Source organism: Kribbella lupini (assembly GCF_039529595.1).
Taxonomy (GTDB): Bacteria; Actinomycetota; Actinomycetes; order Propionibacteriales; family Kribbellaceae; genus Kribbella; species Kribbella lupini.
Window position 1 is genome coordinate 844055 of sequence record NZ_BAAANC010000001.1, and the last position, 21925, is coordinate 865979.

The following is a 21925-nucleotide window of genomic DNA, read 5'->3' on the forward strand; positions in this document are numbered from 1 at the left end:
GAGAGATCGATGACCGACCGGGCCACCGAGGTGTTCGTTGCTCACCGCAACCTGCTCTTCACCGTCGCCTACGAGATGCTCGGCTCGGCCGCCGATGCGGAGGACGTGCTGCAGGAGACGTGGCTGCGCTGGGTCGGCGTCGACCTCGAGCAGGTGCGTGACGAGCGCGCGTACCTGGTCCGGATCACCACCCGGCAGGCGCTCAACCGGCTGCGCACGATGAAGCGCCGCAAGGAGGCGTACGTCGGTCCGTGGCTGCCGGAACCGTTGCTGACGGCACCGGACGTGGCCGAGGACGTGGAGCTGGCCGAGAGCCTGTCGATGGCGCTGATGCTGGTGCTGGAGACGCTGGCGCCGACCGAGCGCGCGGTGTTCGTGCTGCGCGAGGTGTTCGGCGTCGGGTACGACGAGATCGCGGACGCCGTCGACAAGACGCCCGACGCGGTCCGCCAGATCGCGCACCGCGCCCGCAAGCACGTCGACGCGCGGCGGCCGCGCGAGGCGGTCTCGGCGAAGCAGACCAGGGTGGTGCTGGAGAAGTTCCAGCGCGCGATCGCCACCGGCGACCTGCAGGGTCTGCTCGACGTGATGGCCCCCGACATCGTCCTGATCGGTGACGGCGGCGGCGTCAAGCAGGCCGCGCTCCGCCCGATCGTCGGCGCCGACCGGGTGATGCGGCTGATGACCGGCGGCCTGGGCAAGGTCGACGCCAAGCTGACCCTCAGCCCGACCGTGGTCAACGGGAACCCGGCCCTGCTGGCCCACCTCGACGACGAGCTGGACGGCGTGATGGTGTTCCGGATCGAGGGCGCGATGGTCACCGGCCTGTACTACGTGCGCAACCCCGAGAAGCTGTCCCGCCTGGGCGCCGAGACGACGTTCACGCTGCGCTGAGCGGCCTCAGACGATCGTGACGATGATCGTCGTACCGGGCTGGGCCTGCTGACCGGCGGCCGGGTTCTGCCCGGCCACCAGGTTCAGGCCGAGGTGGAACGGCGCCTGCTCGACCTTCACCTTGAAGCCCGCCTCGGTGAGGATCTTCTGCGCCTCGGCCAGGCCCTTGCGGCGGACGTTCGGGACCTCGACCAGCGGCGGGCCCTTGGAGACCACGACCTGCACCTTGTCCTTGGCGTACAGGGTGCCGTTGTTCGGCGTCTGGGAGATCACCGACCCGGCCGGCACCTTCGCGTCGTAGGCGTCGGTCCGCTCGACCACGAAGCCGGCCTTGCGCAGCGTACTCCTGGCGTCGTTGAACGGCTTGCCGGTCAGGTCGGGCACCGTGATCGGGCGGCGGCCGAGGCTGACCCAGAGGTTGACCGTGTTGCCCGGCTTCATCACGGTGTTGAGCTTCGGCGTGAAGGCGATCACCTTGCCGGCCGGCACGGTCTCGTTGTAGGTGGTCGTGGTCCGGCCGACGACGAGGCGGATCGCGTCCAGCGCGAGCTTCGCGGCCTCCTGGTCGAGACCCTTCAACTGCGGAACGCGGTAGCGCTCCGGGCCCTTGGAGACGGTCAGGCCGACCTCGCCCTCCTTGCGGATCCGGTCGCCGGGCGCGGGACTGGTCCCCATCACCTGGCCGCGCGGCACGTCCTCGGAGAAGTCCTGGTTGGCGATCGTCGTTCTCAGCCCGACCTCGCCGGCCTTGGCGGAGGCGTCCGCGGCGCTGAGGTTCAGCAGCAGCGGTGTCTCGGTGTAGCGGTGGATGCCGTAGTACCAACCGGCCGTGCCGACGCCGATCGCGAGGGCCAGTACGGCGATCAGCGCGACCAGGCCGCGGCCCTTGCGCGGGCCGGCCGGGCCGACCCGGGACGAGGACGCGGGGTCGCGCGGCACGACGATCGTGTCGTTGTGCCGGGGCTCAGGTCGCCGCAGCGGTTCGTGGCGCCGGCCGTTGGTGGGCTCGAGCCGCCGTACGGGGGTGTGCTCGACGTACCCGTTGCCGCGGGTGTAGCCGTCGTCGTCCCACTCGGTCTCCTGCCGCATGGCCTGCAGCGGCACGGTCAGGTCGCCGGTCAGCTCGGGATCGTCCGGCAGGCCTTCCTCCAGCGCGCTGCGCACCCGCCGGACCTGGCGGCTCAGCACCCGCGCGTCGGCCGGGCGCAGATCCCGATCGCGAGCCGTGGCCCGCTGGACCAGCGCGTCGACGTACGGCGGAATGCCCGGCTCGAGCAACGAGGGCGCCGGGACGTCGGCGTGGACGTGCGCGTACGCGACCTGGATCGGGGTCTCGCCGGTGTGCGGCTTGGCGCCGGTGAGCAGCTCGTACAGCAGGATGCCGGACGAGTAGACGTCCGAGCGGGCGTCCGCGCTGCCGTCGGTGACGAGCTCGGGCGCGAGGTAGGAGACCGTGCCCATCAGCAGGCCCTGCGTCGCGGTCTGGCCGGTCGTGGTGACCGCCCGGGCCAGCCCGAAGTCGGCGACCTTGACCGTGCCGTCGTGTGAGATCAGGACGTTCTCGGGCTTGATGTCGCGGTGCACGATGCCGGCGTCGTGGGCCGCGGACAGCGCGGACAGCACCGGCATCAGCAGGTCGAGCGCCCGCGCGGGGGACAGCGGGCCGTGCTCGCGGACGACGTCGCGCAGCGTGCGGCCGGGGACGTACTCCATCGCGAGGAACAGCGTGCCGTCGTCCTCGCCCTGGTCGAAGACGGCGACGACGTTCGGGTGCGAGAGCTTCGCCGCGGCCCGGGCCTCGGCGACGAACCGGCGGCCGAACTCGGCGTCGTCACCCATCCCGAGGTGCATCACCTTGAGCGCGACGACCCGGTCCAGCCGCATGTCGAGCGCCTCGTAGACGGTCGCCATCCCGCCCTTGGCCACGCGCGCACCGACGCGGTACCGCCCGTCGAGCACCCGCCCGACCAGGCGGTCGCCGACCTGGGTGTCTACGTCGTCCGTCACGTGCGGTGAGCCGCCTCTCGATGCCTGTCTGCCTAGTGCCCCATGTCGGTGATTCTCTGGCGCTTGCGGCGCCCAGGCACGCACCTCGCGGCACTGGCCGAGCATCCACGATGCTCCGCATCGAGGACGCCCGTCCAGCACCGCGATGCACGCACCTGACCACCGCAATCACTCAGACAATCACCGACATGGGGCACTTGAGAGTGTAAATAAGTGGCCCCAGCGCAGCTTTACCGCCGCGCCGGGGCCGCCGTTCGTCACCCTCCGGAGCGTTCACTCCGGTGCCCGGATCAGGCGGGGTTCCACCCGCTCTCGAGGCGGGTCTTGATCTGCAGGACGCTCTTCACGTACTGCTTGGTGTCGGCGTACATGCCGTTGCGCCGGACGCCGCCGAGGCCCTGGTAGTAGCCGGCGACCGCGATGTCGAGCTTGGCCGCGCCGGTCAGCATCTCCAGCAGGACGACGCCCGCCGTGATGTTGTCCTGCGGTTTCAGCAGGTCGAGCTTGCGGCCGACGATGCCGGAGGCGTACCGCCCGGTCGACGGGATCACCTGCATCGCGCCGATCGCGTTGGCCGGCGAGACCACCCGCTGCTTCCAGCCCGACTCCTGCCAGGAGATCGCCAGCGCCAGCTCCGGGTCGACGCCGTACCGCTTCGAGGTGGTGATGATCATCGAGCGGATCTGGCCGCGGCTGGGCAGCTTGCGGTTCTTCAGCGTCGCGCGGTTCTGGTCGGCGGCATCGACCACGTGGTCGGCGTACTTGCGGCCGGCGAAGGTGTCGTTGCGCTTCTTCTTCGGCGGCGTTGCCTTCGGCACCGGAACCGGGACCAGGATCGCCTTGCCGACGAAGATCTTGTCGCTGCGCCGCATCGCGTTCACCGACAGCAGGTACGCCTGGCTGACGTGGTACCGCCGGGCGATGCCGCCGATCGTGTCGCCGGGCTTCACGACGTACTTGATCCGCCCACGGCCCGCCGGCGTCGCCGACGGCGCCTGCTTCTTGGGACCGCCGGGCAGTTGGAGGACCTCACCGGCGTAGATCGCGTTGCCGTTGCCGGGCAGTTCGTTCAGGGCGACCAGTGTCTTGACGGTGGTCCCGTACCGGGCCGCGATGTGACTCAGCGTGTCGCCCTGCTTGACCTTGTACTGACCGAGTCCGGGCGAGCCGGCGGTGATCACCCCGGCCGCGATCAGCGGGACCGCGATCCCGGTGAGGACCTTGACGACGGTACGCCGCCGGTCGCGTCGTTCGGGCTGGACGTCGTTCTCGGGCTCCGGCGCCGTTGCGCTCGTGTTCGTCATCATCCATCTCCCCGTGTCAACGTCCCTTGACCGTAAGTGGTGGTACTCAAGTGACAACAGGGACCGACGGGGCAGGGGTTACGGCTGTTACGCAATGTTTACAGTTGACGCCTGAACTACATGGATGTGGTTCACAATCGACGCGCCGGTTGGGGGTTTGAACGCAGCCGATGCCCCCGGCAACTGGTGCCGAAGGCATCGACCTTCCGTACGGCGAACTACAGCGCGGCGCGGCCTTCGAGCGGCGACGAGGCCTGGGCCGCGTGGTACCGGCGGGGGATCCGCCCGGCCCGCAACGCGTTCCGCCCGGCGGTCACGGCGTCGCGCATCGCGGCGGCCATCAGGGCAGGCCGCTCGGCCCGGGTGACGGCCGTCGCCAGTAACACTGCGTGACACCCGAGCTCCATCGCGAGGGCCGCGTCGGACGCCGTACCGATGCCCGCGTCCAGCACGACGGGGACGTTCGCGGCCTCGACGATCATGCTGATGTTGTGCGGGTTGCGGATCCCGAGGCCCGAACCGATGGGCGCGCCGAGCGGCATCACCGCGGCACAACCGACCTGCTCCAGCCGGCGGGCCAGGATCGGGTCGTCGTTGGTGTAGGCCAGGACCTGGAAGCCGTCCGCCGCAAGGGTTTCCGCGGCGTCCAGCAGCTCGACCGGATCGGGCAGCAACGTGTGGTCGTCGGCGACGACCTCGAGCTTGACCAGGTCGGTCTCCAGGGCCTCCCGGGCGAGACGCGCGGTGAGCACGGCCTCACCCGCGGTGAAACAGCCCGCGGTGTTCGGCAGGACGGCGATGTCGTGCTTGCGCAGTACGTCGAGCACCGAACCCTGCTGGCTCGGGTCGAGCCGCCGCAGCGCGACGGTGGTCAGCTGCGTGCCGGACGCGATCAGCGCCTCCTCCAGCACCTCGAGGCTGGGCGCGCCGCCGGTGCCCATCACCAACCGGGACGTGTACTCACGTCCGGCGATCACCAAGCTGTCGTCACTCATGGTTCCTCCTCAACCGCCTTGAACCGCGGTGACGATCTCCACCCGGTCGCCTTCGGCCAGCGTCGTCCCGGACCACTCGGTCTTGGTCACCACCGCTTCGTTGACCGCCACCGCGACCCCGATCGGGCTGCGGGCCCACCGGTCCACCACGTCGGCGACGGTCGTCCCGGCGTCGATCTGTTCGGTGGAACCGTTCACCAGCACGTTCATGACCTCACTCACCCCATCACCTTAGGCACTTCCTGGGCGCCGCCGTGCGCCCGGTCGCCCCGTGAGAAGCGATCCGCCAGGAACGGCTCCGCCAGCTTCGGCAGTACGCCGGTCCGCACGGTCTCGGCGATCACCTGCGCGGTGATCGGCGTCAGCAGTACGCCGTTGCGGTAGTGACCGGTCGCCCAGAGCAGTCCGTCGAGCCCCGACGCGCCCAGCACGGGAGCGTTGTCCGGAGTCGCGGGCCTCAGGCCGGCGACGGTCTCCACCAGCTCCAGCTCGTCCGTGATCGGCAGAACCATCCGGGCGTCCCGCAGCAGCGTGAACACGCCGCCCGCCAGGACCCGGGTGTCGTAGCCGAGCTCGGACGTCGTCGCGCCGACCACCAGCTCGCCGTCCGGGCGGGGGACCAGGTAGACGGAGAAGCCGCGAGCTGTGGCTCGTACGGTGTGCCGCAAGGCGGGCCGGTACGCCTCGGGGACGCGCAGACGCAGGATCTCGCCCTTGAGCGGGCGGACGGGTGGGCGCAGCTCGTCAGGGATGCCGTTGAGCTGTGCGGTCCAGGGGCCCGCGGCCGCGATGACGTGCTCGGCGCGGATGGTGTCGCCGTTGTCCAGCTCGACGCCGACAGCTTGCTTCCCGTCGACCAGGATCCGGCTGACCGATTGTTTGACGAGCGTCACGCCGGACAGTTCGACCGCGCGCAGCAGGGCGGCGACGGTCTGGCGGTTGTTCACGGAGTGGTCGCCAGGAACCCAGACCCCGCCGGCCACCCCGGCGGCCAGCAGGGGCTCGCGTTTGCGGGTCTCGCGGCCGGTGAGCTCCTCGACGTCGAGGCCGAGGCGGCGCTGGTACTCCGCGAGGCGGCGGATCGCGGCCGCGTCGTCGGCGTCGTACGCGACCGAGAGCGTGCCGGTGCGGTGCAGACCGGCCGGGAGGCCGGTGAGGGCCTCCAGCTCCTCGGCGAACGCCGGCCAGGCAGCGTTGCTGGCCAGGTTCAGCGCGAGCAGCGCGTCCTCGCCGTACTCGACCTCGGTGACCGGGGCGAGCATGCCCGCCGCGACCGAGGATGTCCGACTGCCGGGTGTCGGATCACATACCGTCACCGGGATACCGTCTGCAGCGAGTCGCCAGGCGGTGGACAAACCGATCAGTCCGCCGCCGATCACCACGACCCCGGACCTCGACTCGTTCATGGGCCTCACCCTACTTTGGTATACACATGGCAGGCTTTGCCTTGTGACTGAGCACACCGCGCCACTCCGCGACCGACTCGACGCCGCCCGGCTGTACCTGTGCACCGACGCCAGGCCGAAGCAGGGCGACCTCGAACAGTTCCTCGACGCCGCCCTGAGCGGGGGTGTCGACATCGTCCAGCTCCGGCAGAAGGAGATGGAGGCCGCCGACGAGCTCGCCGCGCTGGAGGTCTTCGCCGACGCCTGCAAGCGGCACGGCAAGCTGCTCGCCGTGAACGACCGGGCCGACATCGCGTACGCCGCGGGCGCCGACGTCCTGCACCTGGGCCAGCGCGACCTGCCGGTGCCGCACGCCCGCGCGATCACCGGCCCGGACGTGATCGTCGGGCGCTCCACGCACACGTTCAGCCAGGTCAACGCCGCGGTCGCCGAGACCGGCTCGGACTACTTCTGCGTCGGCCCGACCTGGGAGACCCCGACCAAGCCGGGCCGGACCGCGGCCGGGCTGGAGCTCGTCTCGTACGCCGCCAGCCGGCAGCAGGCCAAGCCGTGGTTCGCGATCGGCGGGATCGACCTGGAGCGGCTCGACGAGGTGATCGAGGCGGGCGCGCGGCGCGTGGTCGTCGTACGGGCGATCACCGAGGCCGACGACCCGGCCGCGGCGGCCGGTGAGTTCGTACGGCGGCTGCGGAGCGCCTGATGATGAACAACCCGAAGGCGGCGCGGATCGTCGCCGCCGTCGTGGTCGCGATGCTGGTGGTCACGCTGGCGGCGTCGCTGTTCGGGTGCGGGGCCTCCGACGGCAAGGCTTCTGGTGAGCCGTCGAAGGACCCGGACAGCGGGCTGATCTTCGTCGCGGTCGACGACCTGCCGAAGGAGGCGCAGCAGACGCTCGCGCTGATCGACCAGGGCGGGCCGTACCCGTACAGCCGCGACGGCGTGACGTTCGGGAACTTCGAGAAGATCCTGCCCCAGCAGGACCGTGGGTACTACCGCGAGTACACCGTGAAGACGCCGGGTGAGAAGGACCGCGGCGCGCGGCGGATCGTGACCGGGAAGGGCGGCGAGCGTTATTACACCGACGATCACTACAAGTCGTTCCGCCGGGTCGCGGCGGACGGGGGGACCAACCGATGACTGAGCTGCGCGCGCTGCTGGACGCCGGACTCCGGCCGGGCGTCTACCGCTGGCGCTCTTCGCTGAGTGCCGAACAGGTGGCCCGGCGAGTGACCGATGCCGGGTGGGGGTTCGTCCACCTCGACACCACGGGCGTGCTCGACAAGGCCGGCTTCCTGGACGTCTGCGCGACGGCTTTCGACCTGCCGCGCTGGTTCGGCCGCAACTGGGACGCCCTGGCCGACTCGCTCGGCGACCGCTCGACCGGCGAGCCGGAGCTCGTCCTGTGGGACGGCTGGCGAGAGCTGCTCGACCACGACCACGACACGGTCGACGTCGCCCTGCAGATCTTCTCCGAGGACTCGTCGGAGTCGGGCCAGCTTCGCGTCTTCCTCCGCGAGGCCGAGGACGCGCCCGAGCTGGTCAGCGACCTGCCGATCCTCTAGGCAGCCCGAAGTACGACCGTACGCCGGGGCTGTACGCGACGTGGTCAGGTGGTTCGACGCTGAGGTCGGGAAGCCCGACGGAGGTCAGCAGGCTGCCGACCTCCAGCTCCAGGAGTTCCGCCGACCTCAGCTCCCAGGCGGGATGCTCGTTCGGCAGGTACCAGATCCGGCCCGCTCGCCGCACGTGCAGTCCCCAGCGAGCGGTGAGGAAATGTTCGAGTTCGCCCGGCTCGATCGGTTCACCCACCTGGACGGTGATCCGGCTCGGAGGCTGCTGGGTGAGGTAGGTGTGGATGCTCGCGCTGACCTCGTACTCCATGGGGGTGTGGCGGTAGGGGAGGCCGAAGACCGTGCGGGCGATGGCAACCACGTCCCGGCGGTTGGCGTCGAGGCTGAGGAAGAGGACTCCTCGGCGTCCGGTGTCGTCCACGGAGTACAGCCGGATGTTGGTCTCGAGGAAGTCGGGAACCAGTGCGGGACCGCGCGCAAAGCCGGTGGCGGCCATCCGGAAGGGGATCAGGCCGATGTACGCCCGGCCCTCGAAGGTGTCCGGCCGAGTGCCTTCCGGATAGAAGTGCGCGATCGACTCCGGATCGACCGCCCAGTGGACGAAGGTCAGGTCGAGCCAGGACTGTCGCAGGATCCGCGGCCGGGGCAGCGGCAGTGCGTCCACAGGTTCGGCCATGAGGTCAAACTAGCGCCCGGTCTCCCGCCGCTTCTCCTCCAGCGCCTCGACGTCGGCGACGAACCACAGCTGCCGGCCGCGGTTGCTCTCCCGCACCCAGTCGCGGAACGGCGTACTGCTCACCTCGTACGACGAGACGTCGCCGACCACCGCCAGTCCCATCCCGTACTGCGCGAACTTCTGCACGATCTCCCCGGCCACCCCGCTGCTCAGCACGAAGAACCCCTCGGGCAGATCCTCGACCCGCACTGCCACCCAGGACGCCTGGTGCCAGTACGACGCGTCGCCGATCAGGTCGATTGCGTCCTGCAAGGAGCCCAGCGGCTTGTCGTTGACGAAGGTCGACCGATCGATCATGTCCCTAAACTACCCTATAAGTCCTTATCGCCATCTCTATAGGGAATTCTAAGGAAGCCAGATGCGCCAGGAGTTGTACTCCGTCGAGCAGGTCGCCGAGCAGCTGGGCCTGCACGTCCGCACGATCCGGAACTACGTGCGCGACGGCCGGCTGAAGGCGACCCGGATCGGGAAGCAGTACCGGATCACCCGGGAGGACCTGGAGGCGTTCACCGGGACGTCGATGGTCGCGCCGGGCGCGGTCTCCGCGACCCGGCACGCCGAGGTGTCGAGCATCGTCCAGATCGACGGCGTCGACCGGGCGGGCGCGGACCGGATCACGACGTACGTGACCGCGTCGATCAACCAGGAGGGTATGGGCCGGCTGCGGGTCGAGCTCGCCTACGACGAGACGCGCGGGGTGCTGAAGATCATCATCCTGGGTGACCTGGACGTCACCGCGGACGTCCTGCGGCTGATCGACGTAATCGTCAGCTCATAGGTGCCGCGAGGTCGCCGCGATCGCGAGGTCGGCCAGAGCCTTGCGGGAGGCCTCGTCCTGGATCGGCGAGCGGTCGAGGGCTTCCATCGCCTCCGCCGTACGCTCGCTGATCAGGTCCTCGCAGGCCTGCACCGACCGGCTGTCCTGCAGGATCTCCCGCAGCAGCTGGATCTCGTCGTCGTCCAGGTCGGGCCGTCCGAACAGTCGCTCGAACTCGGCCAGCTGCACCGGCGACGCGTGGTCGACGGCGTGCGCGACCAGCACGGTCCGCTTCCCCTCGCGCAGGTCGTCCCCGGCCGGCTTCCCGGTCACCGCCGGGTCGCCGAACACCCCGAGCAGGTCGTCCCGCAGCTGGAACGCCTCACCCAGCGGCAGTCCGTACGCCGACAGCGAGTCGATCAGGTGCTGGTCCGCGCCGCCGAGCGCGGCGCCGATGTGCAACGGCCGCTCGACCGTGTACGTCGCCGCCTTGTACCGCAGGACGCGCAGCGCCAGGTCCAGGTCCGACGCGCCACTGGCCTGCGCGACGAGGTCCAGATACTGACCCGCGGTCACCTCCACCCGTACGGCGTCGAAGAACTTCGAGGCACGCGCCAGTGCGGCCGCGTCGAAGCCCGACGTGTGCAGCATCTCGTCGGCCCAGATCAGGCACAGGTCGCCGAGCAGGATCGCCGCGCCGACGCCGAAGCTGACCGGGTCCCCGCCGACGCCGCTCGCCTCGGACCGCGCCCGCTGCAGCGCCTCGAACCGCTTGTGCGCAGCCGGCGCGCCCCGACGGGTGTCGGACGAGTCCATCACGTCGTCGTGCACCAGCGCGCTCACGTGGAGCATCTCCAGGCTCGCCGCGGCCGACAGGATCGGCCGCTCCGGGTCGCCGCCGGCGGCCCGGAAGCCCCAGTAGCAGAACGCCGGCCGCAGCCGCTTCCCGCCGCTGGTCGCGTCCCGCGCGGCCTGGACCTGCTCGGCCAGTTCGGGGCCGAGCTCGGCCAGCCGCTGTTCCTGGACGTCCAGGAACGCGGTCAGCGTGCGCTGGATCTCGGTCGGGATGTCTGCGTCGGCATGCACGTCTCGGAGGTTAGCCGGTCGCCCCGGTGCGGCCCACTCCCCGGTAGGCTTGCAGGATGGCCAACGGTTTCCCCTCGACGCTTCCCGGCAGCACGCCGACGATTCGCGAACTGCTCGCGACGGGCGACCGGTCCTTCTCGTTCGAGTTCTTCCCGCCGAAGACCCCGGAGGCCGAAGAGGTCCTGTGGCGCTCGATCCGCGAGATCGAGAAGCTGCGCCCGTCGTTCGTCTCGATCACGTACGGCGCGGGCGGCACGACGCGCGACGGCACGATCCGGGTCACCGAGCGGGTCGCGCAGGACACCTCGCTGACGCCGCTGGGTCACCTGACCGCGGTCGCGCACTCCCGTGACGAGCTGCGCTCGGTGATCGGCGCGTACGCCGGCGCCGGGATCCGCAACGTGCTGGCCCTGCGCGGCGACCCGCCGGGCGGCCCGCGCCAGCCGTGGGTCGCGCACCCCGAGGGCCTGAACCACGCGATCGAGCTGGTCGAGCTGGTGCGCACGCTCGGCGACTTCTGCGTCGGCGTCGCGGCGTTCCCCGACAAGCACCCGGAAGCGGCCGACCTCGACTTCGATGCGCGGGTGCTGGCCGAGAAGGCCAAGGCCGGTGCGGACTACGCGATCACCCAGATGTTCTTCGGCGCCGACGACTACTTCCAGCTGGTCGAGCGCGCCTCGGCGCTGGGCTGCGACATCCCGATCCTGCCCGGCATCATGCCGGTGACGAACATCAAGCAGATCCACCGGATGGCCGAGCTGACGGGCATGGCCCTGCCGACGGCCGTCACCGACCGGCTGCACGCCGTCGAGGACGACCCGGCCGCCGTACGGGCAGTCGGTATCGAGATCGCCAGCGAGCTGTGCGACGAACTGCTGACCGGTGGGGCTCCGGGCATCCACTTCATCACCCTCAACCGCTCGACCGCGACCCGTCAGGTCTACCTGAACCTCCAGGGCACCACGGTCTGACCCGCGGGCGTCCCGGCGGCTAGGGTTTGCAGATGGCTGACCCGAGTGACCTGCTGATCGATCGCACGCTGGTGCTGCTGCGGCACGCGAAGGCGGTGCCGCCGGAGACGATGGCCGACCTCGACCGGCCGCTGGCCGAGCGCGGCCGGGCCGACGCGGCCGCGGCCGGACGCTACTTGGTTGCCCAGGGCATCGAAGCCGACCTGGTCCTGTGCTCGCCGTCGATCCGTACCACGGAGACCTGGGAGTACGCCGCCCAGGCCGGCGCCACGACGACCGACCTGTGGTTCGACCGGCGGATCTACAACGCCGACACCGACGGCCTGCTGGACGTCGTCCAGGAAGCGTCGCCCGACGCGCGCACGGTGATCCTGATCGGGCACGCTCCCGGCATCCCGTGGCTCGCCGACCAGCTCGCCCTCGACGGCACCAGCCCCGAACGGGTCGAGCTGACCAAGAAGTACCCGACCTGCGGCCTCACCGTCCTCCGCCACACCACCCACTGGTCCGACCTCGCCCCCGACGACTGCGATCTGGTCTCGTACGTCGTCCCGCGCGGGTAGAAGAGACGTGCCCGATCGACCTGAGGTCGTCTGTGTCTGTGGCTCTGCCCGGTTCGTGGACGAGATGCAGGCGGCGAACCGTGAGCTGACGTTCGCGGGGGCGATCGTCGTCGCGCCCGGCGTGTTCCCGCGCGCCGACGACCAGCTGATCACCGACGAGCAGAAGGCCGCGTTGGGCGAGCTTCACCTGCGCAAGATCGACCTGGCTGACCGGGTGCTGATCGTCAACCCTGGTGGGTACCTCGGCGAGTCCACGCGCCGGGAGATCGCTTATGCCCGCGCGACGGGCAAGCCGGTCTCGTTCACGGATCCCGTCTGAGCTAGCGGCGTACTTGATAGCGCAGGTGGAGGACTCGGTTGCCTTGGAGGACTTCGGGGTCTTCCAGCAGGTGCTGCGCGTCGACTGCGCCGAAGTAGCGTTTGCCGGTGCCGAGCACAGCCGGTACGACGTCCATGCGGACCTCGTCGACCAGGCCCGCGGCGAGTGCCTGACCACCGACGTTGCCGGCGGCGACCTCGACGATGCGGTCACCGGCAAGCTCCTGCGCCTTGGCGACGGCTGCCTCGACGCCGTCGACGAAGTGGAACGGCGCCTCGGGGTCCCAGCCCTCGGGCGCCGGGCGGTGCGTGACGACGACCACGTGGTCGATGCCGGCCGGAGGCTTTCCGTCCCAGCCGTCGGTGAGGTCGAAGACGTGGCGGCCGGCGATGGTCACGCCGATCTGGTCCCAGTACGCCCGGGTGTAGTCGTGGGACACCTGCGACACCTTCACCACGCCGCTGTCGTCCAGCGGGACGTCGCCGCTGGTCAACCAGTCGAACAGCGGTCCGGGCTGGTCGTTCTCGTCCGCGACGAAACCGTCGACGGACACCGAGGCGTACATGACCACCTTGCCCACGGGGCTCTCCTCTGCTTGGGGTGTGTCCACAAACTAGCGGGCCGTGAGCCGGCGCTCTTGTAAGAAATCAATCGGCCGGCAGCGGCCAGCCCTCGAGCGTGTGGCCGGGATGTTCGCGCAGGAACCGGCGCCGGACTTCGACGTACCGGGTCGGCGTGAGCCCGGTGAACGCCCGGAACTCGTGCCCGAAGTGGGCCTGGTCGAAGTACCCCGCGCGGGCGGCGACGTCGCCCCAGTCGACCGGTCCGGCGGGGTCGATCGCCATCACGGTGGTGGTGAAGCGGTAGGTGCGGGCCAGCCGCTTCGGCGTGAGGCCGACGAGCTCCTTGAACCGCTGGGCCAGGTGGGTGCTGCTGACCCCGGCCGCCTCGCTCAGGTCGCCGATCGCCGCCGTGCCGGCGGTCGTCGCGATGAGGCTGCTCGTGTGGCGGACCAGCCCCAGGCCGGCGGTCTCGCGCAGCCGTCGCATCAGCTCGTCCTCGAGCAGCGTGAGCATCTCCTGCGGTCCGTACGCCGTGGCCAGCTTTTCCCGCAGCTCGGCAACGGCGCGCCGGCCCCACACCTGCTCGATCGTCACCGGCCGGTCACACAGTTCGGCCGCGGGCATCGGCAGGAACGGCGCCAGGCCCCACGGCTTGAGGTGCGCGCCGACGGACCGGGTCCGGAGCGGATAGCTGAAGTCCCAGGCGCGGGTGGGCATCGTGACCACGCAGCCGTCGGCGTACTCGGTCGTCTCGAGATCGGTGCCGCCGCGGATGCGGAACGGCGGCCCGAGGTTGACGATGAGCAACGCCGACGGCGCCGGCGGCAGCGTCAGCCGGGCGTACGGCGGCGGACCCTCCAGGTAGTAGAGGTCGTCGATCAGCCCGTCGAGCGGCGGCCGCGGCACTCTGGACACGTACTCCACGCCCACAGCATCGCCGACAACCGCCGGCAACCGCACCCCCGGACGGTCATCCCTCGGAAGTCGGCGCCGGGCACAGACCGTCCGACGGCAGTTCGCCGGTCAGCAGGTACTGCTCGGCGCGCTTGTCCCTGCACGGGTTCTTCTCGAACAGGTACGACGCGTGGTTGCCGCCGCCGTCCACGAGCAGCCGCGAGCCCTTGAGCGCCTGACGCATGCGCAGCGCGCCGATCGCGGGGGTCGCGGCGTCGTGCTTGCCCTGCAGCAGCAGGATCGGCGGGACGTCGACGGACCCGATCCGCACTTCGCGCGCCGGACCGACCGGCCAGAAAGCGCAGGGCGCGCCGTACCAAGTGTTGAGCCAGGCGAACAGCGGGGCGCTCGCGTTCGACGCGGCGGTGTCGTTGTGCCAGTGGCGCCAGGTGCGCGGCCAGCCGCGGTCCATGCAGTTGTACGCGAGCTGACCCGGGTCGACCGACTGCGACGCCAACTGGTCGGTGGCGGCGAGCAGAGTGTCCGGATTGCCCTTGCGGTAGTCGGCGATCGCCCGCACCAGGCCGTCCCACGAGTCGTCGATGTACATGCTCGACGCGAGCAGGTCGTCGAGCTCCGCGCCACCCGCCCGGCCGCCCGCGGGCTTGGCTGCCAGCGCGCGGTGCACCTGGTCGTACACCGCCGCGACCGCGAGCCGCGTCTTGCCCAAGTGATAGGTGCTCTCCCGCGCCGCCGTCCAGGTGAACAGCTGCTGAGCCCGCTTCTGCAGCGCCGGGTTCTGCTCGTACGCCGTCCGGTAGGTGCTGACCATCGGGTCGACGACGCTGTCGAGGATCATCCGTCCGGTGTGCTGCGGGAACAGCGTCGCGTACGTCGCGCCGAGCTTGGTCCCGTACGAGTAGCCGAGGTAGTCGAGCTTGTCCCGGCCGAGCGCGATCCTGATCCGATCCATGTCGCGGGCGGCGTTCTCGGTGGTGATGTGGGGAAGCAGGTCCTTGGCCTTGGCGCCGCAACGCGCGGCGACCTGCTGGGCCAGCGAGATCCGCTGCTGCTCTTGGGCCTGGTTGGCCGGACGGTAGGGGAGCGCGGGATGCGGTGTCAGGTCCGACAGATCGCCGCAGTCCACCGGGCTGCTCTGGCCGACCCCACGCGGGTCGAAACTGAACACGGCGTACTGCTCGGCCACCGCCTCCGGCAGCGCCGCGGACACCAGTTGCTCGGTGCCGAGCCCGGACGCTCCCGGACCGCCCGGGTTGACCAGCAGGAAGTGCTTCGCGCTCAGGCTGCCGATCGCGGACAGCGTCAGCGTGATCTGCCGGCCGTCGGGTTTCGCGTAGTCCAACGGCACCCGAAGCTTGCTACAGGCAACTTGTCGCGGGACGCCGTCCGGGCAGGCACCCCACTTCAGTGTCGTCGCGGTCGCCGGGCCGGACTGCCCGGCGACCAGAACTGCCAAAGATGCCAACGTGGCAAGGAACGCCACTCCCCGTACGAGGCCGTTCGTCAAGCGCCCAACTACCTTCCTGTCAGGAGGCGCGGGCGGGCAGCCAGTGGGTCGTGCTGTTGATCGTGATCATCCGCTGGGTGGCACGGGTCAGGACGACGTACAACGCGCGGACGCCACCGAGGGTATCGCTGACGATCCGGTCCGGCTCCACCACCACCACCGCGTCGTACTCGAGGCCCTTGGACTCCAGTGGGGTGAGCGTGGCGATCCGGGGATCGTTGAGCTCGGCAAGCACCGCGTCGACGGCCGGCCGCAGCTTCGGCGGCACGATCACGCCGACCGTGCCCTCGACCAGGTCGAGCAGCTCGGCGGCCGCGTCGGCCGAGGCCTCGGCGACCTTGCCGGCGTCGAAGATCCGGTGCTCCGGCTCGACACCGGTACGGCGGACGGCGTCCGGCAGGTCGGCGTCCGGGATCTGCTGCCGGATCACCTCACCGGCGAACGCGTAGATCTCGGCCGAGTTCCGGTAGTTGGTGGACAGCCGGAACGTGTGCCGCTGCAGGTGCGACAGCATCGTCTCCATCGCCGTCCGGGCCTCGTCCGGGTCCGGCCACGAGCTCTGCGCCGGGTCGCCGACGATCGTCCAGCTGGCCTGCGGACCGCGCCGCGTGACCATCCGCCACTGCATCGGCGACAGGTCCTGCGCCTCGTCGACGAGGACGTGCGCGTACTCCTCGGGCTCGTCGGCCTCGGCCGCCGCGGCCGCGCGGGCCCGGCGCTCCGACGTCGTGAGCACCTCGTTGACGCCGTCCGACAGGCCTTCCAGCCAGTCGAACTCCTCGTCCTTGCCCGCCTCGGGCACCGGCGCCCGGCCGAGCAGGTGGGTCAGCTCGTCGAGCAGCGCGACGTCGGCGACGGTGATCTCGTCCGTGCCGCTGATCCCGGCCGCGAGCGTCTCGATCTCGGCCGGCGTCAGGTCGTGCCGCGCCCAGCGGGTCAGCCGTCGCGCGTCACCGAGCCAGCGCAGCACGGTCTGCGGCGTGAGCACCGGCCACCAGGCCGCGAAGAAGGTCCGGAACGCCGGCAGGTCGGTGACCTGGTCACCGAACGACTCGCGGTCGGCGTACACGCCGTTGCGCAGGTCCTCGGGGAAGCGGCTCCACAACGCGGCCACGAGTCCCTTGCGGGCCTCGGCCGCGGCGCGGTTGCGTGGCGTCCGGCGCAGGGCGTTGCGGCGGACGTTGTCGAGCTGGTTCGCGTCCAGCTCGACCGTGCCGCCGCCGACGAAGACGCGCAGTGTCGTCGGCGCGTCCGGCACCCGGTCGCGCGCGGCGCGCGACAACAGGCCCTGCATCCGCAGCGAGCCCTTGATCGCGGCCACGTCGGCCTCGTCGATCGCCGTCGCCCGGACGCCGTCGACGAGCTCGCCGACCGCGCGCAGGGAGACCGTGTTCTCGCCGAGGCTGGGCAGCACGCGCTCGATGTAGGCCATGAAGGCGGCCGACGGACCGACCACGAGCACGCCCCCGCGCTCGAATCGGCGCCGGTCGGAGTACAGCAGGTACGCCGCGCGGTGCAGCGCGACGACGGTCTTGCCGGTCCCCGGACCACCGCCGATCACGGTGACGCCGCGGGCAGGGGCCCGGATCGCCTGGTCCTGCTCGGCCTGGATGGTCGCCACGATGTCGCGCATCGTGTGCCCCCGGGCCCGTGACAGCGACGCCATCAGCGCGCCCTCACCCATCACCGGCAGGTCCTCGGGCGCCCGCTCGGGACCGAGCAGGTCGTCCTCGATGCCGATGATCTTGGCGCCCTTGTTGCGCAGCACGCGGCGCCGGACGACGCCGAGGCGGTCGGTCGAGGTCGCGCGGTAGAACGGCTCGGCCGCGGGGGCCCGCCAGTCGATCACCAGCGGCTCGTACTCGGCGTCGCGGACGCCGATCCGGCCGACGTACAGGCTCTCCAGGTCGGCCGCGTGCTCGGCCGGCGGCTGGTCGTCGCCACCGTCGGAGTCGAGCCGGCCGAACACCAGGCCCTCGTGCTCGGCGTCCAGCTCGGCGATCCGCCGGGCCGCGGCGAACACCAGGACGTCCCGCTCGTACAGCCCGGTCTGCTCCTCCTCGCGGACCCGGCCGACGTTCTGCGCCTGGGCGCGTTGATGACCCTCGACCGCGATCCGGGATGCCGATCGGGAAGCGGCCTCGACCCGGTCGTAGACCCGGTCGACGTGCTGCTGCTCGAACTCCAGTTCAGCCCTCTCGACCGACTCGGGATCGGGTGACGTGGGGGTTTGGTCCACCGGGGTCCTCTCTACTGCCGGGGCAGTTTCCCCCGACACGGAACACATGAACGATCAATCTTAGTGCGCGGACCCCGGCGACCCCAGGGGAGGTGTCTGGTTGGCGGCTTACGCCTTGCCGACGGCGTCCGCGACGATCGCCGCACCCAGCGTCGTGGCCGGTACGCCGCCGCCCGGGTGGGCGCCCGCGCCGACGCAGTACAGACCCTTGACCGGCGACACGTTGCCCGCCCGGCGGCTCGCGGTCCTGTAGCCCTCCCAGGCCACACCGGTCCACCAGGAGGCCGACGTCTGGCGGCTGACCACCTTGTCCCGGATGTGCAGCCCGCGGGCGACCAGCAGGTCGACCACGTCGTCGGTGGGGTAGCCGTGGACCAGCACCGACCAGGCGGTGTGCCCGGCGGGCGCCGTACCGCCGGTGCGGACCGTGACTGTCGGCGTACCGTGCAGGACCGTCTCGAACGGCAGCTCCGGCACCGGGCCGCGCAGACCGAGGTGCACGACGTACGCCGCCTGGGCCTGGTGAGTGCGCTCGACCTGCTTGCGCACCTTCTTCGCGGCCGGGTCACTGACCAGCTGGGTGTAGAGGATGCGCGGATCGATGTCGCTGACCACGATCTCGGCCGGCAGTTCGGTCCCGTCGGCCAGCCGGACGCCGGTCACCGCACCGTCCTTGCTGGTGACAGCGGCCACCTCGGCCCTGGTCCGGACGTCGATCTTGCGCTCGACCGCCCGCTGCGCCAGGGCGTCGGCCACCGCGGCGAAACCACCGGCCACGGTCCAGCGCCCGAACGTGCGCTCCAGGTACGACCAGACGCCGACGTACCCGGGCGTGAACCGGGCCTCCGACCCGTGCTGGGTCGCGTAGTACCGCAGTACGGCGCGTGCCCGGTCGTCGTCCAGGTGACGCTCGGCGACCCGCTCCAGCGACTGCCACGGCTTCAGCCCGCGGATGGCGGGCAGCGGCAGCCGGTCCATCAGCGGCGGCTCGAGCGAGGTCTTGCGGAGGATCTGCCAGGTCTCGCCGTAGGAGTCGACCAGATCGGTCCAGGCCTGGGCGGTCTTCTCGCCGGCCAGGTCGGTCCAGGTCTCCAGTTGGGCCGCGCGGTCGCCGACTGGGAAGTCCAGCACCGAGCCGTCGCCGAACAGGTGCCGGCGCGGTGTGGTGACCGGGTCGAGCTGGACCAGGCTCTCGATCGGGCGGCCCGACTTGCGGAACAGGTCGCGCAGGGCGGCCGGCAGCGTCGTACTGGCGGCACCTGCGTCCCAGCTGAAGCCGTCGGCCTCGACGCGGCCGAGTGCGCCGCCCAGACGGTCCTCGGCTTCGCACAGGGTGACCTGGTGGCCGAGCTTGGCCAGGCGGACTGCAGTGGCGAGACCGGCGAGGCCGGCCCCGATGACGATCACGCGGGACATCAGAGGGTGGTGCTCCCAGTCGCTGGATTGCTTCGTTGGTCGCGCCAGGCCCGGAATCTGGCGAGGCCGCGCCGGATCGCGCGCAGGGCGAGGTAGACGCCGATCAGGCCGATCACCAGCAGCACCGCCGCGACGATCAGCGCGGCGGTCGGGTGGAAGGCCGCCAGCGAGACGACGCCGAGCACGGCGACGTCCTCGCCGGAGGAGGCGGCGATGTTGGTGACGGGTTCGGGGGAGGTGTTGATCGCCAGCCGCAGGCTCGACTTCACCAGGTGCGAGACCAGCGCGACGACGCCGCCGGTGGTGGCGACGAACGCCTGCTCGAGGCTGCTCGCCTGGCCGGCCATCAGGGCCGCGATGATCGCACCGACCGTGGGCCGGATCAGCGTCGAGATCGTGTCCCAGGCGGAGTCGACGTACGGGATCTTGTCGGTGACGAACTCGACCAGGAACAGCGCTCCGGCGGCGATCAGGACGCCGTTGGAGGTCAGCGCCGTCGGGACGTCGTCGACGTCGGCGAAGCGGCCGAGCAGCCCGAGGACCAGCACGCAGGCGTACGCGTTGATCCCGCTCGCCCAGCCCGACGTGAAGGCCAACGGCAGCGCTTCCATACTGTTGCTCCGTACTCGATCGCGGTCAGTTACGAACGTCTTGCCGCGAGTTTTGGTTAACCGTTGACATCTCGGTGCGCCCGGACCCAGAGTGATCAGGTTGCCGGTCTGCGTGACCGCCACACACTCCAGATCAGGGAGATCGAACATGCGTCGTCGTCCGAAGATTCTCGCCGCCCTGGCCGCGTTGGCGCTGCCCATAGCCGCGATCGGCGTGTCGTCGAGCGGTCCGCCGGCGGAGGCGGCCGCGCCGGCGCCGGGCCTGGCGGCCGCATTCCACGCCGCCGCGCAGCAGTACGGCGTACCGGAGTCCGTGCTGCTGGCCGTGTCCTACGCGGAGACCCGCTGGGACGACCATCAGGGCCAGTCGAGCACGTCGGGCGGCTACGGGCCGATGCACCTGACCGCCGGCGACCCGAGTGCAGTGGTGGAACGCTCGGCCGGGCAGAAGCTCGCCAAGGGCGACTCACTGCGCACTCTGTACGAGGCCTCCGACCTGACCGGGCTGGACCCGGTCGCACTGCGCAACGACGCCGCGGCCAACGTGGCGGGCGGTGCTGCGGTGCTGGCGTCGTACCAGAAGTCGCTGGGGCTGCCGGTCGGCGCCACGACGTCGCCTGCCGAGTGGTACGGCGCTGTCGCGTCCTACTCCGGCTCGTCCAACCGCGTCGGCGCCTCGGCCTTCGCCGACGACGTCTACGCGATCCTCGCCCGTGGCGCGTCGCGGACGACGAACGTCGGCCAGCAGGTCTCGATGCCGGCGGTCGCGGTTGCGCCGGAGCGGAACCAGGTGTCCCGGCTGAAGTTGGCCGCCGGCGCGAAGGACTCGGCCGGTGTCGAGTGCCCGGCCGGGCTCGCCTGCGAGTCGCTGCCGGCGCCGTACGAGAAGACCGGTGAGACGGCGGGGGACTACGGCAACCACGACCTCGCGAACCGCCCGAAGACCGGCAAGATCGACTACATCGTCATCCACGACACCGAGGGCGGCTGGCAGGGCACGCTGAACCTGGTGCAGGACCCGACGTACGTGAGCTGGCAGTACACGATGCGCTCGTCGGACGGGCACACCTGGCAGCACGTGAAGGCCAAGGACGTCGCCTGGCACGCCGGCAACTGGTACGTGAACATGCACAGCATCGGGATCGAGCACGAGGGCTTCGCCGCCCAGGGCGCGACCTGGTACACCGAGGCGCTCTACCGGAACTCGGCGCGGCTGGTGAAGTACCTCGCCCAGAAGAACCACATCCCGCTGGACCGCGCGCACATCATCGGCCACGACCAGGTGCCGGGGACGATCCCGTCGACCGTCGCGGGGATGCACTGGGACCCGGGACCGTACTGGGACTGGGAGCACTACTTCGACCTGCTCGGGGCGCCGATCTACGGGCACAAGATCTTCCCCGTGAAGGCCGGCTCGATCGTGACGGTGAAGCCCGGTTTCGCTTCGAACGTGCAGGTCGTGACCGACTGCACCGGCGCCGGTACGACGTGCGCGCCGCAGGGGACGAACTTCGTCTACCTGCGCCAGGCGCCGGACGACGCGGCCCCGCTGGTCAAGGACCTCGGGCTGCGGCCGGGCTCGTCGGCCTCGACGACGCAGGTCTCCGACATCGGCGCGCGGGCGGCGGCCGGTTCGCAGTACGTCGTCGCGCAGCGGTCGGGGGACTGGGTGGCCGTCTGGTACCTGGGCGCGCTGGCCTGGTTCAAGAGCCCGGCGTCCGCGCCGGACGCGTTCGCCAAGCCGGGGCTCGTGGTGAAGCCGAAGGCGGGCAAGACGTCCGTACCGGTCTACGGGCGGGCGTACCCGGAGCAGGCGGCGTACCCGACGGGCATTCCGTACCAGACCGTGACCCCGTTGCAGTACTCGATCCTGGCGGGTCAGGCCTACCCGGTCGGCGACGCGACCATCGAGACCGACTACTACCGGGCGACCACCTTCGACGGACAGCCGCCGACCGACCACGTCCAGGTGCTCGGCAACGACCGGTACTACCAGATCTGGTTCGGCCACCGGATGGCGTACGTCCGGGCCGCCGACGTGGACCTGCGTCCGGCGGTCTGACCG

General features: G+C 70.7%; 23 protein-coding genes. 9 read left to right on the top strand and 14 right to left on the bottom strand.

The annotated features are described in order from the left end of the window. Window positions 1-9: 9 nt before the first annotated feature. Window positions 10-894, top strand: coding sequence for an RNA polymerase sigma-70 factor (locus ABD235_RS03800; RefSeq protein WP_344169386.1), 885 nt, complete (start codon window positions 10-12; stop codon window positions 892-894). 6 nt (window positions 895-900) lie between these two features. Here the strand turns inward: ABD235_RS03800 and pknB are convergent, their stop codons facing one another. The 5 genes from pknB to thiO all read right to left on the bottom strand — a co-directional run bounded on the left by pknB (window position 901) and on the right by thiO (window position 6606). Next, entirely contained in the window at window positions 901-2901 is a 2001-nt protein-coding gene (pknB, locus tag ABD235_RS03805; RefSeq protein ID WP_344169389.1) for a Stk1 family PASTA domain-containing Ser/Thr kinase, read from the bottom strand. A gap of 290 nt (window positions 2902-3191) precedes the next feature. Beyond that, window positions 3192-4205 (bottom strand): LysM peptidoglycan-binding domain-containing protein, encoded by a 1014-nt coding sequence (locus ABD235_RS03810; protein ID WP_344169392.1) that lies wholly within the window; start codon window positions 4203-4205, stop codon window positions 3192-3194. A gap of 218 nt (window positions 4206-4423) precedes the next feature. Beyond that, entirely contained in the window at window positions 4424-5200 is a 777-nt protein-coding gene (locus ABD235_RS03815) for a thiazole synthase (protein WP_344169395.1), read from the bottom strand. Window positions 5201-5209: 9 nt separating this feature from the next. Further along, a complete protein-coding gene (thiS, locus tag ABD235_RS03820; RefSeq protein WP_344169397.1) occupies window positions 5210-5422 on the bottom strand; it encodes a sulfur carrier protein ThiS in 213 nt (70 codons plus the stop codon). Then, a complete protein-coding gene (thiO, locus tag ABD235_RS03825; RefSeq protein WP_344169400.1) occupies window positions 5419-6606 on the bottom strand; it encodes a glycine oxidase ThiO in 1188 nt (395 codons plus the stop codon). Before thiO ends, thiS begins: the two co-directional genes overlap by 4 nt. Before the next feature lie 43 nt (window positions 6607-6649). Between thiO and thiE the strand changes: the two genes are divergently transcribed. Genes thiE through ABD235_RS03840 form a run of 3 tightly spaced genes read left to right on the top strand, consistent with a single transcriptional unit; the run spans window position 6650 to window position 8168 of the window. Continuing rightward, window positions 6650-7306: a thiamine phosphate synthase gene (gene thiE / locus ABD235_RS03830; protein ID WP_344169403.1), complete on the top strand. Its 657-nt coding sequence runs from the start codon at window positions 6650-6652 to the stop codon at window positions 7304-7306. Then, on the top strand, window positions 7306-7743 hold the full coding sequence (locus tag ABD235_RS03835) for a guanyl-specific ribonuclease (protein WP_344169406.1): 438 nt from the start codon (window positions 7306-7308) through the stop codon (window positions 7741-7743). The genes thiE and ABD235_RS03835 overlap by 1 nt, the downstream gene beginning before the upstream one ends. Further along, the gene (locus ABD235_RS03840) at window positions 7740-8168 is read left to right on the top strand and encodes a barstar family protein (protein WP_344169409.1); all 429 of its coding nucleotides are present in this window, start codon (window positions 7740-7742) and stop codon (window positions 8166-8168) included. The genes ABD235_RS03835 and ABD235_RS03840 overlap by 4 nt, the downstream gene beginning before the upstream one ends. Here ABD235_RS03840 and ABD235_RS03845 read toward each other — a convergent pair. Both ABD235_RS03845 and ABD235_RS03850 read right to left on the bottom strand, forming a co-directional pair. Next, window positions 8146-8853, bottom strand: a complete 708-nt coding sequence (locus ABD235_RS03845) for a YqjF family protein (RefSeq protein WP_344169412.1) — start codon at window positions 8851-8853, stop codon at window positions 8146-8148. The two genes, ABD235_RS03840 and ABD235_RS03845, sit on opposite strands and share 23 nt — an antisense overlap. Before the next feature lie 9 nt (window positions 8854-8862). Beyond that, window positions 8863-9210 (bottom strand): DUF4180 domain-containing protein, encoded by a 348-nt coding sequence (locus ABD235_RS03850; RefSeq protein WP_344169415.1) that lies wholly within the window; start codon window positions 9208-9210, stop codon window positions 8863-8865. 61 nt (window positions 9211-9271) lie between these two features. On the opposite strand from ABD235_RS03850, the gene ABD235_RS03855 reads away from it, so the two are divergent. After that, window positions 9272-9691: a helix-turn-helix domain-containing protein gene (locus ABD235_RS03855; RefSeq protein ID WP_344169418.1), complete on the top strand. Its 420-nt coding sequence runs from the start codon at window positions 9272-9274 to the stop codon at window positions 9689-9691. Here ABD235_RS03855 and ABD235_RS03860 read toward each other — a convergent pair. Then, window positions 9686-10756 (bottom strand): polyprenyl synthetase family protein, encoded by a 1071-nt coding sequence (locus ABD235_RS03860; protein WP_344169421.1) that lies wholly within the window; start codon window positions 10754-10756, stop codon window positions 9686-9688. The genes ABD235_RS03855 and ABD235_RS03860 overlap by 6 nt on opposite strands. Window positions 10757-10812: 56 nt before the next feature. Here ABD235_RS03860 and metF point away from each other — a divergent pair, with 56 nt between their 5' ends. Genes metF through ABD235_RS03875 form a run of 3 tightly spaced genes read left to right on the top strand, consistent with a single transcriptional unit; the run spans window position 10813 to window position 12609 of the window. Next, the gene (metF, locus tag ABD235_RS03865; RefSeq protein ID WP_344169424.1) at window positions 10813-11727 is read left to right on the top strand and encodes a methylenetetrahydrofolate reductase [NAD(P)H]; all 915 of its coding nucleotides are present in this window, start codon (window positions 10813-10815) and stop codon (window positions 11725-11727) included. A 32-nt stretch (window positions 11728-11759) separates the two neighbouring features. Then, window positions 11760-12290, top strand: a complete 531-nt coding sequence (locus ABD235_RS03870) for a SixA phosphatase family protein (RefSeq protein WP_344169427.1) — start codon at window positions 11760-11762, stop codon at window positions 12288-12290. A gap of 7 nt (window positions 12291-12297) precedes the next feature. Beyond that, entirely contained in the window at window positions 12298-12609 is a 312-nt protein-coding gene (locus ABD235_RS03875) for a hypothetical protein (RefSeq protein ID WP_344169430.1), read from the top strand. 1 nt (window position 12610) lies between these two features. Here ABD235_RS03875 and ABD235_RS03880 read toward each other — a convergent pair whose 3' ends face one another. The 6 genes from ABD235_RS03880 to ABD235_RS03905 all read right to left on the bottom strand — a co-directional run bounded on the left by ABD235_RS03880 (window position 12611) and on the right by ABD235_RS03905 (window position 19860). Next, window positions 12611-13189, bottom strand: a complete 579-nt coding sequence (locus ABD235_RS03880; protein WP_344169433.1) for a dihydrofolate reductase family protein — start codon at window positions 13187-13189, stop codon at window positions 12611-12613. A 67-nt stretch (window positions 13190-13256) separates the two neighbouring features. Beyond that, window positions 13257-14096 carry a helix-turn-helix domain-containing protein gene (locus tag ABD235_RS03885; RefSeq protein ID WP_344169436.1) on the bottom strand — a complete coding sequence of 280 codons (840 nt, stop codon included), beginning with the start codon at window positions 14094-14096 and terminating at the stop codon, window positions 13257-13259. Window positions 14097-14142: 46 nt separating this feature from the next. Further along, the gene (locus ABD235_RS03890) at window positions 14143-15543 is read right to left on the bottom strand and encodes an alpha/beta hydrolase (RefSeq protein WP_344169439.1); all 1401 of its coding nucleotides are present in this window, start codon (window positions 15541-15543) and stop codon (window positions 14143-14145) included. A gap of 70 nt (window positions 15544-15613) precedes the next feature. Continuing rightward, entirely contained in the window at window positions 15614-17833 is a 2220-nt protein-coding gene (locus ABD235_RS03895; RefSeq protein ID WP_344169442.1) for a HelD family protein, read from the bottom strand. Window positions 17834-17941: 108 nt separating this feature from the next. Continuing rightward, window positions 17942-19249, bottom strand: a complete 1308-nt coding sequence (locus ABD235_RS03900) for a phytoene desaturase family protein (protein WP_344169444.1) — start codon at window positions 19247-19249, stop codon at window positions 17942-17944. Beyond that, a complete protein-coding gene (locus ABD235_RS03905) occupies window positions 19249-19860 on the bottom strand; it encodes a DUF4126 domain-containing protein (protein WP_344169447.1) in 612 nt (203 codons plus the stop codon). Before ABD235_RS03905 ends, ABD235_RS03900 begins: the two co-directional genes overlap by 1 nt. A 148-nt stretch (window positions 19861-20008) precedes the next feature. Here ABD235_RS03905 and ABD235_RS03910 point away from each other — a divergent pair, with 148 nt between their 5' ends. After that, entirely contained in the window at window positions 20009-21922 is a 1914-nt protein-coding gene (locus tag ABD235_RS03910; protein WP_344169450.1) for an N-acetylmuramoyl-L-alanine amidase, read from the top strand. The last annotated feature ends 3 nt before the right edge of the window (window positions 21923-21925 follow it).